The sequence below is a fragment of the Alishewanella sp. HL-SH06 genome (assembly GCF_052656265.1).
Genome location: NZ_CP199752.1, coordinates 1,734,542 through 1,746,845 on the forward strand (window position 1 = coordinate 1,734,542; position 12,304 = coordinate 1,746,845).

A 12,304-nucleotide genomic window follows, 5' to 3' on the forward strand; every position below is an offset into this window, starting at 1 on the left:
AGCGTTTTTAGTATGAGGGTTTCTTTATGTTTAAACGAAGTAAAATAGCTTGTGCAATAGGTTTTGCTCTCTGTGTAGTTGGTCCGAATGCCTACGCAGGCATCATCAGTGTTGCGTTAGACGCAGATGTTAAAGTAGAAGTGCCATTAGGTACATCACCAGAATCAAATTCTGATACCAACGCAGTTGAAGTTGATACATTTATACGTCGAGAAAGTGGCTCTTCTAATGCGCAGTCAACCGCTCGTGCATTGAGTACGGGATGGTTTTATGCAACCTCTCGAGCTATACAAAATGCTTCGAGTAGCGCTACTATTCTTCAAAAATACGTTTTTCAGAATGACGGGGATGATGGCTTTTTCGATTTTAACTTTACCGTCGAGAATGGTGGGCTAGATATTTATTGCCAAGGCGATGGTTATGGGGAGGGCTACGGTGACGGATATGGCGTTGGCACCAATAGTTGCGATGCGACCCTTGCTAGCACAGCGGGCTACAATGCCAATATCACTGTTGGATTGACTAGTCTTTGGAGCAGCGCTGCAACCCTTATCTGGGATGTGAATGGGTACACTTTAAATACTTCCGGCACCTTATTAAATGATGCCTTCTTGCCCGGTGACTCTTACTTGGATTCCTGACACAGGTGAAGCTCACTTGCACTTGCTAGCTCTGCAAAGAGAAACAAAAGCAGCAAAATGTACGCTTTAATCATAATTAAATAATAATTAATTTTTTCATCTATATTAGCATCAGTTTACAGTGATATGTGCTACTACATTTCCCTTTCTGAAATAGCCTGTTTAGCCAGGATTTTAAGCGCTCACTCATCATCATAGCTATAAAGTTAAATAATGGCCCTGTTCGACAAATGTGAACTGAAAAAGGCTGCTAAAGAACTAACACTGGTAAGTGTTGCCAGAAGTTATTCAAACATTCAATAACATACTTGCTGAGCGTCAAACATAAGTAGAACTTGTCATGCAGATTGAGCAGTAAGCAAAGTCGCAAGGTTTTAAAGCGCAGGCCCTAAATTTAGATAGACAAGGTATCAGGGATGACTATAGCAATATACAGAGTACTTATTGCGATAAAAAATATTTATATTAGATTGTGCTAATCCATATTTCAGATACAATCGTCCTAGTCGATTTATGCTTAGTAAAGCTAACAAGGGTTCATCGGAGAAAGTCATGCCTGGTTTGCCGTTTCAACGTCGTACAATCGGATTACTTGCCGTTGCTGTGCCGTTGCTGGTGCTGTTTGTGTTTGTGGTGTTACGCTCTGGTCCGCTTGCTCCGGTAAAGGTCACCATAACCCGGGTGCAGCAGCAAAGCATTACGCCGGACATCTTTGGCATAGGCACCATACAGGCGCGCTCCAGCTATAAAATTGGCCCGGTTATGGCGGGCAAACTGCAGCAACTTACGGTTGATGTAGGTGATGTGGTAAACAAAGGCCAGGTTATCGGCCAAATGGACCCGGTCGATTTAGATGAGCGCTTAAAGGCGCAACATGCTGCCATCGAAGCGGCCGCTGCGGCTTTAACTCAGGCAGAGGCGAGTTTGCACTATGCGCAATCGCAAGCCAGTCGCTATGAGCAATTACTGCAGTTGCGCGGCACCAGCGAGGAAGTTATTGCGGCAAAGCGGCAGGAACTGGTAGTCGCCAACGCGGCTTTACTGGTGGCGCAGCAGAATTTTCGCCGGCTGCAGGCAGAGCAAAACGCCCTGGTGGCACAAAAAAATTACCTGCAATTGGTGGCGCCGCATAATGGCATAGTCACCAAACGCGAACTTGAACCAGGCTCGGTTGTGGTGGCAGGCCAAAGCATCATAGAAATCATCGACCCCGATAGCTTGTGGGTTGATACCCGTTTTGACCAGATTTCGGCGCAGGGCTTAGCTGCAGGCTTGTCTGCCAGAGTGACACTGCGCTCCAGAGCGACAGAGGTTATGCCCGGTATCGTCATCCGGGTAGAGCCGGTGGCCGACAGCATTACCGAAGAAACCATTGCCAAAATTACATTTTTGGCGTTGCCATCGCCATTGCCGCCTTTGGGTGAGCTGGCGGAGGTGACAGTAACCTTGCCCGCTTTACAGGCCGAGCCAACCATACCCAATGCTGCGCTGCGGCTGGTTAATGGGCATAGGGGCGTCTGGTTACTGCAAAACGGCCGCCAACGGTTTGTGCTATTAACACTTGGCCGCAGTGATTTGGCCGGGAATATTCAGGTACTCGACGGGCTGCAAAGTGGCGATGAGATTGTGCTGTACAGTGAGAAAAGCCTGACTGAAAACAGCCGGTTAACGATTGTCAGCCAGTTAGCCGGAGCACAGCAATGATCAGCCTTGCCGGGCGTGACATCCTGCATGCCTGGGGCAAGTTTGTCTTTACCGGTTTTGGCCTTGGTCTGTTAATTGGTGTGACCCTGGTTATGGCCGGTGTATATCGCGGTATGGTAAATGACGGTAGAGTGCTAATGGACAACAGCGGTGCAGATTTGTGGGTCGTGCAAAAAGATACGCTGGGGCCTTATGCGGAATCCTCCAGTGTGGCTGACGATCTGTGGCGCAGTATCCGCAGTATGCCCGGCGTGGCGGCTGTCGCCAATGTTACTTACCTGACCATGCAGGTGCGCCAGGACACCAGAGATGTCAGGGCCATGGTGGTTGGCATCGCTGCCGGCGGCGCCGGGCAGCCGGGCTGGCCGCCGCAACTGATTGCCGGGCGACATATTAGCCGTAGCCATTATGAAGCCGTTGCCGATATTGCCAGCGGTTTTAAACTGGGCCAACAGATTACTATTCGCCGCAACCAATATACCGTAGTGGGGCTCACACGGCGTATGGTGTCATCCGGTGGTGACCCAATGATTTTCATTCCGTTAAAAGATGCCCAGGCGGCCCAATTTATTAAAGACAATGCTGCCTTACTGGACCAACGACAGCGAAGCAGGGAAAACCCGGCCTTTAACCGGCCCGGCATGCCCGGTGTGCTTGATGCGGTTATTGCCAGCCAAACCAGTAATAACGCGGTTAATGCCATTTTAGTGCGTATCTTGCCGGGCTACATAGCAGATGACGTTGCCGCACCCATCCGGCGCTGGCAAAGGCTGACCGTGTACGACAGAGCACAGATGGAAGCCATACTGATCGGTAAGTTAATTGTCACCTCGGCCAGACAGATAGGCATGTTTTTAGTGATCCTGGCGTTGGTCAGTGCCGCCATTGTGGCCTTTATTATTTATACCCTGACCATGGATAAAATTCGTGAAATCGCCGTGCTAAAGCTTATTGGCACAAAAAACAGCACTATTGCCGCGATGATTATCCAGCAGGCGCTGGTGCTTGGCGGCATTGGCTTTGTGGTTGGTAAAATCAGCGCTACTTTTGCGGCACCACTGTTTCCCAAATACGTGTTACTGATGCCGGTTGATGCCTTAATTGGCTTTGTGGCAATAATGCTGATTTGCCTGTTATCAAGTCTGGTGTCTATTCGCATGGCGCTGCGGGTTGACCCGGCCGAAGCGATAGGAGGTTAGTATGGCGCAGCAGGGAATACGTATTGACGGTTTGTCAAAACAATATGGTTCTGGCGACAACGCGGTGATGGCATTAAAAGACGTTAATATGTATGTCGCGCCCGGCGAAGTAGTCGGGCTGATAGGCCCGTCAGGTTCAGGTAAAAGCACCTTGTTAAAATGTCTGGGGGCGGTAATAGACCCCACTAAAGGGCGCATGAGCTTAGGTGATAAGCTCATCTTTGACGGCGGCTGGAAGGTAAAAGACCTGCGGGCCCTGCGCCGGGACAATATTGGCTTTGTGTTTCAGGCGCCTTACCTTATTCCGTTTCTTGATGTCACCGATAATGTTGCTTTATTGCCGATGCTGGCAGGGGTTGCCAATGCCCAGGCGCGCAGCCGGGCGGTTGAGCTGCTAACCGCGCTGGATGTGCAGCACCGTGCCACTGCTATGCCTTCGCAATTATCAGGTGGCGAGCAGCAGCGTGTTGCTATTGCCCGTGGCTTAGTGAACCGGCCGCCGGTTATTTTGGCTGATGAACCCACAGCGCCGTTAGATTCTGTGCGGGCGCTGGCCGTCATCCGCATTCTTAACGACATGGCACAGCGTTTTCAAACCGCCGTTATAGTGGTAACGCATGATGAAAAGATTATCCCTACCTTTAAGCGTATTTATCACATCCGTGATGGTGTAACACACGAAGAGCAAGGCGAAGGCCGGGTTATTGGTTAGCGCTAAATTAATTAATAATGACTTTACTGCTTTAAAATTTAAATTAAATTAGAGTATTAAGATAGTTTCATTACTTGAATATCCCTCAGGGTCAGAACAAAAATTAAATTGATCGCTATGGCTCAATCCATAAATTGGTAATATTTATAGCCAGATTTGGATCCTTAGCGAATCGGTCAAAAAGCCCCCAGCAACGCTTCAAAAGCGCTACCATCTTGTCTGGTGATGTTTGGTATAAATCGACTGTAACGCTCAAACAGCATTTTGGTTGAGCTGTGGCCAAGTTGTCTGGCAATCCACTCCGGGTTCTCACCCGCAGCAAGCCATAGTGTTGCTGCTGTGTGACGGGTTTCATAAGCCCGACGGTGGGCCAAGCCCAATAATTTTAATGTTGGCGTCCAAATTCTTTTCGTTACGTTTCGATGATCGAGCGGGTTGCATATTTTCACGCATGGCGATCACCCAATAACATTCAAGCCGATCAGTTAATAACATCCATGCCGATCACACAATAACATCTCATACCGATCACTTTTTGCCATTCATGGTAAAGTGCGATCGGCATCAATGTTATTACGTGACTTTTTTCTCCCGCTTCGTTAAACCCGTACTTTCTATCTGTTACTGCTGAGGAAAGTACATGTCTGCGAGGCCCATTTCTGTGAGAAAACTAAAAGAAATTCTGCGTTACAAATATCAGGGCAAGCTGACGCATCGTCAGATTGCCCTTAGCCTCACTATCTCAGCGAGCACTGTCTCTTACTATGTCAATCGAGCGGCACAACTGGGTATAACTAACTGGCCACTGGCTGATATATGGGATGATGTGACGCTTGAGCGTGCTTTCCTCAAAACGATTGTGGTGCATAAAACCCAGCATAAAGCGCTACCTAACTGGGCGGGAGTCTATCAAGAACTCAAAACCCCAGGCCGTAAAGGCGTTACTTTAGAGCTGCTGTGGCAGGAGTATGCAGAGCGCAACCCAGAACAGCACTACAGCTACAATCACTTCTGCCGTCTTTATAAAGAGTGGGCGGCAGTACTACAACCTTCTATGCGGCAAACCCATCTGGCGGGTGAAAAACTCTTTGTTGATTACTGCGGCCAAACCATGCCAATAGTTGACCCTGATACCGGTGAAATTACCTGTCGTGCGCAGATCTTCGTTGCGGTGTTGGGCGCGTCCAATTACACCTTCGCCGAAGCCACCCGTTCACAGCAGTTGGAAGACTGGATCATGAGCCATAAACGAGCCTTTGAGTTCTTCGGTGGCGTACCACAGCTGGTGGTACCCGATTGCTTAAAAAGTGCAGTCAGCGTGGCTCGCAATACTGATCCGGATCTCAACCCCACCTATCAAATGCTGGCAGCGCACTTCGGTACCGCCATCATGCCCGCCAGACCACGTAAGCCTAAAGATAAATCCAAGGCCGAAGTCGGCGTGCAGGTGGTCACGCGCTGGATCCTTGCGGTATTACGTCATGAGATCTTCCACAGTCTGGCACATTTGAATCAGCGTATCGCTGAGTTGCTTATAAAGCTCAATAAAAAACCCTTCCAAAAGTTACCTGGTTGCCGGGCATCCCTGTTTAATGAGCTAGATGCACCAGCTTTACAACCGTTACCCCGCTTTGCATACGAGTACACCAAAATCCAACGGGTACTGGCAGGTAAGGATTACCATGTTGATATCGAAAAGCATTATTACTCAGTGCCTTACGCCTTGGTTGGTAAGCGACTGGAAGCGCAGGTCAGGGCACAAACCATCGTGATTTACCATCATGGGCAAGTGGTTGCAGAGCATCCGCGCAGCCACCGTAAAGGGCAACATACCTGTGACATGGCACATATGCCCGATCACCATAAAGTGATGCTGGAATGGTCACCGGAGCGGCTCTTGAAATGGGCAGCCTCGATCGGGATTTACACACAGCAGTGGGTGCAGGATACATTGGCACACGCGGCACATCCTGCATTAGCGGTGCGCCCCTGCTTAAGTTTACTAGGGCAGAGCGAAATCTATAGCAAAGTACGATTGGAAGCGGCCTGTCTTCGCGGTCACCTAACCGGCGCTAACCGCTTACACAACATCAGGGCGATCCTGAAAAACGGCCTGGAACATGAACCGGTGCAAACTGTGAAACATGATCCTCTTAAAACGCTGGTGCACGACAATGTGCGCGGTGAAAGCTACTTCCACTGACAGAATACATGAGAAACGCTATGGAATTACGAATTGAAGAACAACTCAGCCTGCTGTATTTAAGCGGCGTTAAGCAAGCCTTGGCAAAACAACAAGAGCAAACAATGCTCTATCAAGACATGAGCTTCGAAGAGCGCCTGCAACTGTTACTCAGCCATGAATTAGTGCAGCGCGAGCAGCGCAAAATTAGCCGGTTAGAGAAGCAAGCCGCGTTCCGTTTAGGTGCACATGTTGAACAGATAGACTATCGCGCAAACCGGGGCTTTAACGCATCACAGATAAGGGATTTACTGCAGGGCAACTGGCTTAAACATCAACAAAATCTGTTGTTAACTGGCGCAGCAGGATGCGGTAAGAGCTATCTGGCGTGTGCACTGGGGCGTTACTTTATCCGTCAGGGAATGGCGGTGCGCTATTACCGGTTAAAGACCTTATTAGAAGATATGAGGTTGTCACAAGCGGATGGCAGTTATCCAAGGTTACTGAACCAACTCAGTCAAGTCGCTATCTTGATCTTGGATGACTGGGGAATGGAAGTGCTGGATGCGACAGAGCGAAGTAATTTACTGGAAGTGATAGACATGCGACATGGCAAGTTATCAACGGTGGTTTCAAGCCAATTACCGGTAGATAAATGGTATGTCATGATCGGAGAAGCCACCTTCGCCGAAGCGATCTTAGACAGACTGATCCATAGAGCGATAAGGCTGCCGTTAACGGGTGAATCGATGCGTAAACAGCAGTCCAACTTGACGCATGCCGATCAAAAAGAGTAAAAGAATGTTGTAGTAAGCGCGGGAAGAAAAAACCTGATCGGCATGATGTTATTGAGCGATCGGAATGATGTTATTAGCCAGCGGGTTACCCGCGGCATTACAAAACACATATTCTTTGTCAGCTGTTGTTCGTTTTTGTGTCATCAGTGCATCGAATACCGGCTGTGACATATGCACATGGCGGTAGGAATAATTATTCTTCGGTGTTGCTTCAAGGTTATTGACGAGGGCTTCCTGCACCACAATTTGGCGGCGCTCAAAGTCGACAAATTTCCATTTAAGTCCATCGACTTCTGCAGTGCGTAATCCGGAGAAAAACCTAACCGTGTAATATGGCCTGAAATCAGCGCGTACGCCGGCCAAAAAAATACGAACCTCTTGCAATGTAAGAGGGTTGATAAGCGGTTTATCAATTTTTAATGGCTCGATATCAACAAAGGGGTTGTTAAAGTTGTAGCGCTTTGATGCTTCTACCAGGAGTTTGCGTAGTTGCGCCATGATATGATTAATTCAGTCATTTGAGATGCGTTTTTTGCCGTTACCTGTTTTGGTTAAGCGCGATCGAAACTTCAAAATGTCAGCACGAGTTATTGCATCCAGCCTTTGCGAGCCGAAAGCGGGTAGTAAGCAGTGTTCAAAAATAGCGTTAACGTTTGCACAGTGGCTTGCCTTCCAAATGCTCTCATTTTCATCTAACCACTCAGCTGTAAATGCGCTAAACAATGGGCAGTCGTGCACAAGAGAGATTGATTGAGGTAACGCTGCAATGCTTTGTTTTACCGATGCATCAAGCTCTGCAAAATACTTAGATCTTGGACTGCCCGGGAAAAAATCGGCGTAGACAAACCGACCCAAACGAATGGCTGCCTCAATATCATCGATGAGTTTTAAAAGCTTCGCACGGTTAGTTTTACTGTCAGTCAGTGCTGTTTGTTCGCGGCAGCGCACACCGTTATAGCGAAAATCCAGTACCAGTTTATTACTACGTACAGCGATACTAAATAGCTGATCCTAATTGTGATACACCTGCTTCAATCCATGCTTGCCGCCCGGAAACGGTGCGGCAGTGTCCATAAAGTAGTAAACCTGCTCCAGTAAATCATCCATGTTTTTGCACTGATGATTCCGGGTTATCGTCTCGTGCAGTGCATGCCACAGTTTTTCAATTTTGTTATGCCATGGGCTATAAACCGGCAAGAACAGTAATTTGAACTTTGGGTTGTCGCTCAGCCACTTCTGGGTTTTCTTGCTCTTGTGGATGATGTAATTATCCACGATTAACCGAATGCTTTTAGCCCGACGATACTGACCTTTAAGCTTTTCCAGCAATTCAATAAATAAGTCACTGGTCTTGCGCTCGCCACCTACATAAACGATTTGCCCTGTCTGGCCGTGTAATGCTCCCGCCAGATAATGTTTCTTGTTCTGTCCTGGTGTTGCCACTTTACGCTGCGCGCCACGGTGCCCCCAATCTGCACCGATTTTAGGATTCAGATGGATGTCCACTTCATCCTGGTAAAACACCGGGTGGTCAATACTGTTATCTGCCAACGCCTCCCGGATAACCGCCAGTTTCTCCTTTTTATCCGGGTCTTGGATATAAAGCGTTGGCGCAGCTCGCCGCCAGACAATTCCTGCTTTGGGCAACCAGCGTCTGATTGTTGAACTGTGGATCTGAATGTTGCATAACTTGTTCAGTAACAGCGCAAACAACTCAGTACTCCAGCGTGAACGCTGATATCCAAGCGTCCTTGGCGTGTACTTCAGCAAAATTTTCAGCACGCCACAGATAAAATCCCGATTCAGCCTAACGGGGCGACCAACGCCTTTAGTTTTTAGACCATCAACACCGGCAACGTCATACCATTTCAACCAGCGGTTAAGCGATGACCGCCCCGCTTGCAGTAGGCTCGCAACCTCTGACTTGGTTTTACCTTTCAACACCAGCAAGACGGCATTCGCACGGCGGCAAAGGTCTCTATCTCGTGTTTTATGAATAATCTTCTTCAATCGGCGGGTTTCCGCGCCATATAAAAATGCTATCCTGTTCATACTCAATGCGTTTGTGGGTTTGGTTTGTTTGGCGACTGATCTGATCGCGCAAACCGCATTGAGTTCCCTTACCTGAGTGATCTACTATTTGGCACAGTTATTTAGCCACTACATACTCTCCCTGACGCCATTGGGATGAGATTTCTCGGCCTAACGGTATGGGAGTAAAGCTCCTGCTCAACAGCTTCCCAAATGTAGAAAATCTTCCTGCCACCAAAAGGTCTGATATAGTGTATGCCTTCGATGAACACAGCATCTTTAAGAACTCTATTGATGTAGCCGGCACTGAAATGTATTCTCATTGCCAAATCTTTAGTGGTGATAAGTGTTTTAGACATCTTAATTACCTGTTAACTGTTCTTTGAGAGAACATTATTGCAGCTTATTAGTGTTCTTTCAAAGAACACTTTGTGTTTTTTGGGGGAGCCTATGATCCTTTTTAGGATTAAAGAATTGATTACAGAAAAAGAGCGGCGGGAAAATCGCAAGATTAGTGTTAGTGAGGTAGCGCGTCACACTGGCGTTAACCGAACGTCTTTGTCGAAAATGCAGAATCCGGCAATACAACACTCAACCACCACGAATGCGATAGAGGCGCTTTGCCGTTATTTCGACTGCAAGGTAGAAGACGTAATGGTGTATCAGCCTGATGACAAGTGATTATGAATATGGTTGTCAGAATGATTTTGTTTGGACCAGTCTATGTGAGACTAATTAATTTTTGATTTGGGATTGGTGTTTAGTGACTGAGGGATCCCCACAAAATTTAGATACATACTATTAGCTCTTTGCCAATTTGATTACCGCCCAGTCCCACTGTGCAACCCAGAGCAAGATTTGTTTAAGTCCTTGCTGATAATTGTGCCTGCGTATAGGCATTTTAGGTTCCTTACAAAGCAGTATCCCGAGGAAGTTCAGTGCAAGCACTCGCCGATTTTTTACCGTATTAGCCTGATATCGCAAATGTAAGCCAGCCTTTTCACCCGCCGAACCCATCAGGTAGTGGAACCAATTTGCCAGTGCCGCCAGTAACAGCAATATACCCAAACGTGATTTGATTTTAGTGCCGTGCAGGTCACTTCCTAAGCCATAACGTGAGCTTTTCTGGTCTCGGAAGCTTTCTTCAATTTGCATCCGGCTACTGTAGCACTTGGCGATTTTATCTGCGTAGCCATGGCACTCAGGCAAAGATGACACCAATAACCAAGGTTCTTTGTAAGACTTATGTTTGTCTCGCTTCAATAGCTTATAGCCTTTACCAACTAGAATCGCGCGGGTTTCATAATGTTGCGTCTGAGTCAGCACGATTGCGCCTAAGTGTTTAGGGGTGGCGCGAGCTTTTTTATAAAGCGCATTTACGGTCATAAACTCTGTTTGCTCTGCCAGTTTAAGCTTCACATTACCTCTGACTCTGGCGGCATAATGCCAGCCTAATTTGCGCACCTGCTTAAGCCAAGGCACTTTAAAGCCAGCATCGGTGACGATAACAGGCTTACAGTCGCTAGGTAACATGGCCTTGAGTTGCTTTAAAAACGCCCAGTGCAAATGTGGGCAAGTGTAATCTTCTGCCGCCGCCACTTTTTGTAATAGCGTGAGTGCTCTGCCATCAACAGCGATGCTGGCTCGCAAAATAAAATGGCGCTTCGCGGTATCAGCGTTGCTCCAGTCAATCAAAATGAGCTGCTGCGTTTTGCTACTGACAATCAAATGAGTCATTGCCGCATAGATCAGAGGCAGTTCCCGTTGTAGATTGGCATTGCTGAGCAATCTATCCGCGCGCTTAATGCTGACTTTGTCAGATGTGCCTGGCATAGCGCGACCAATCGCTGTGACAGTGCACCGCGCATCTTTGGTCAAAGCTGTTACAGCATCTAAAAACACCGAAAATCGGGTTTTATGCATCGTTTTGTGGGTGACAAATGTGAGGAAATCAGCGAGCATAGTTTTTACATTCATGGTGACCATCCGCGTTTTGTGAGTTTTGGCGAATGATCAGATCGGGAACCACCATGAATGTTCCCTAATCGCCTAACTTTTTATTTTAACTACAGAATTTCTGGGGATACCTCAGGTTTAGTGACATTCATTTATAACAGCGTCTACAAGAGCTAGCAAGTGAGAGACTTTGAAGTCTTGTAGACTGCTGTAAGTTGATCAGAGAGTATTATTGGCAACTACCACAACAACTCTGGCCGTCGCTTCCGTGCGCCGGTTTTGTCTGCTGTTGCACAAACAAAATTTCATTTTCCAGCAAAATATGCTGCATTAAATCTTCTTTTAACTCTTGCAAGCCTAAATACAGCGCGGTCCAGGTGTTGCAGGCATCCTCTGGCAGCGTAATGTTGTTAGTGAGCTTATCTAAAGTTTCCAGTGCGTCACCGTGCTGCAGGTGTTCTTCTTCCATTACGCTGATCGGCCCGCTGGGGTAAATGCCACCGGCTAACATAGGAAACAAAATTTGCTCTTCCTTCATCATATGACTTTCCAGCTCCTGATACATCTCTTCCAGATGCTGTGCCAGACCGGTTGGGCAGTTGGCATCCAGTGCATGCACATGCTCTACCCGTCGAGCTAAGCGGCTAAGCTCGGGCAACTGCCGGCGATGGCGCTGGTGAAAACGCTCTAAAATAAACTCAATCAGTTGTCTTACCGATTTACTGCGCCAGTCAGTTAACTCGCCGTCTTGTTGCTGCAGCTGTTGCAGCGCGCTTAATACCGGCGCTTCGGCCAGCTGCTTTTTCGCCAGTGCATCTCTCAGGCTGTGCTTACCACCACAGCAAAAATCTAATTTGTATTGATGAAACACTGCGGTGGCGCCGGCAATGCTGGTAGCCAGCTGGCCTAAAGATTGATCTAATAAAGTTGAAGTGGTAATGGCTGACATAGAAACTCCTGCTAATGCAATTTAATGTAGCGCCAGTGCGACGCAGCTAAACTTACAGGGCAAGAGTCAGGCCAAAACTACCACCTTTGATTTATATAGCTTTATTTTATGCTGTGGTAAATTAAACCCAGAA

General features: G+C 47.6%; 12 protein-coding genes and 1 pseudogene. 7 read left to right on the plus strand and 6 right to left on the minus strand.

Annotation, left to right across the window (positions count from 1 at the left end):
• Positions 1–26: 26 nt before the first annotated feature.
• The 4 genes from ACUJFK_RS08000 to ACUJFK_RS08015 all read left to right on the plus strand — a co-directional run bounded on the left by ACUJFK_RS08000 (position 27) and on the right by ACUJFK_RS08015 (position 4,256).
• Complete coding sequence (locus tag ACUJFK_RS08000) at positions 27–641, plus strand: hypothetical protein (RefSeq protein ID WP_445426608.1); 615 nt, start codon at positions 27–29, stop codon at positions 639–641.
• Positions 642–1,193: 552 nt separating this feature from the next.
• Complete coding sequence (locus ACUJFK_RS08005; RefSeq protein WP_445426609.1) at positions 1,194–2,345, plus strand: efflux RND transporter periplasmic adaptor subunit; 1,152 nt, start codon at positions 1,194–1,196, stop codon at positions 2,343–2,345.
• A complete protein-coding gene (locus ACUJFK_RS08010; RefSeq protein WP_445426610.1) occupies positions 2,342–3,544 on the plus strand; it encodes an ABC transporter permease in 1,203 nt (400 codons plus the stop codon). Before ACUJFK_RS08005 ends, ACUJFK_RS08010 begins: the two co-directional genes overlap by 4 nt.
• 1 nt (position 3,545) lies before the next feature.
• Positions 3,546–4,256 carry an ABC transporter ATP-binding protein gene (locus ACUJFK_RS08015; protein WP_445426611.1) on the plus strand — a complete coding sequence of 237 codons (711 nt, stop codon included), beginning with the start codon at positions 3,546–3,548 and terminating at the stop codon, positions 4,254–4,256.
• A 176-nt stretch (positions 4,257–4,432) separates the two neighbouring features.
• Here the strand turns inward: ACUJFK_RS08015 and ACUJFK_RS08020 are convergent.
• A pseudogene (locus ACUJFK_RS08020) lies at positions 4,433–4,693 on the minus strand (hypothetical protein); the annotation flags it as partial.
• A 203-nt stretch (positions 4,694–4,896) separates the two neighbouring features.
• Between ACUJFK_RS08020 and istA the strand changes: the two are divergent.
• Together istA and istB are read left to right on the plus strand one after the other, a co-directional pair.
• Entirely contained in the window at positions 4,897–6,459 is a 1,563-nt protein-coding gene (gene istA, locus ACUJFK_RS08025) for an IS21 family transposase (protein ID WP_445426068.1), read from the plus strand.
• A gap of 20 nt (positions 6,460–6,479) precedes the next feature.
• Positions 6,480–7,235, plus strand: a complete 756-nt coding sequence (gene istB / locus ACUJFK_RS08030; protein WP_445426069.1) for an IS21-like element helper ATPase IstB — start codon at positions 6,480–6,482, stop codon at positions 7,233–7,235.
• Positions 7,236–7,283: 48 nt separating this feature from the next.
• On the opposite strand, the gene ACUJFK_RS08035 is transcribed toward istB, so the two are convergent.
• Genes ACUJFK_RS08035 through ACUJFK_RS08045 form a run of 3 tightly spaced genes read right to left on the minus strand, consistent with a single transcriptional unit; the run spans position 7,284 to position 9,287 of the window.
• Positions 7,284–7,733, minus strand: coding sequence for a site-specific integrase (locus tag ACUJFK_RS08035; protein ID WP_445426612.1), 450 nt, complete (start codon positions 7,731–7,733; stop codon positions 7,284–7,286).
• A 12-nt stretch (positions 7,734–7,745) separates the two neighbouring features.
• On the minus strand, positions 7,746–8,231 hold the full coding sequence (locus ACUJFK_RS08040; protein WP_445426771.1) for an Arm DNA-binding domain-containing protein: 486 nt from the start codon (positions 8,229–8,231) through the stop codon (positions 7,746–7,748).
• Positions 8,232–8,246: 15 nt separating this feature from the next.
• Positions 8,247–9,287, minus strand: coding sequence for an IS630 family transposase (locus tag ACUJFK_RS08045; RefSeq protein ID WP_206552245.1), 1,041 nt, complete (start codon positions 9,285–9,287; stop codon positions 8,247–8,249).
• Between the two features lie 429 nt (positions 9,288–9,716).
• On the opposite strand from ACUJFK_RS08045, the gene ACUJFK_RS08050 reads away from it, so the two are divergent.
• The gene (locus tag ACUJFK_RS08050; protein ID WP_445426173.1) at positions 9,717–9,947 is read left to right on the plus strand and encodes a helix-turn-helix domain-containing protein; all 231 of its coding nucleotides are present in this window, start codon (positions 9,717–9,719) and stop codon (positions 9,945–9,947) included.
• Between the two features lie 120 nt (positions 9,948–10,067).
• On the opposite strand, the gene ACUJFK_RS08055 is transcribed toward ACUJFK_RS08050, so the two are convergent.
• The gene (locus tag ACUJFK_RS08055) at positions 10,068–11,252 is read right to left on the minus strand and encodes an IS4 family transposase (protein ID WP_445426613.1); all 1,185 of its coding nucleotides are present in this window, start codon (positions 11,250–11,252) and stop codon (positions 10,068–10,070) included.
• A gap of 199 nt (positions 11,253–11,451) precedes the next feature.
• Positions 11,452–12,171, minus strand: a complete 720-nt coding sequence (gene ytfE / locus ACUJFK_RS08060) for an iron-sulfur cluster repair protein YtfE (protein ID WP_445426614.1) — start codon at positions 12,169–12,171, stop codon at positions 11,452–11,454.
• Between the last annotated feature and the right edge of the window lie 133 nt (positions 12,172–12,304).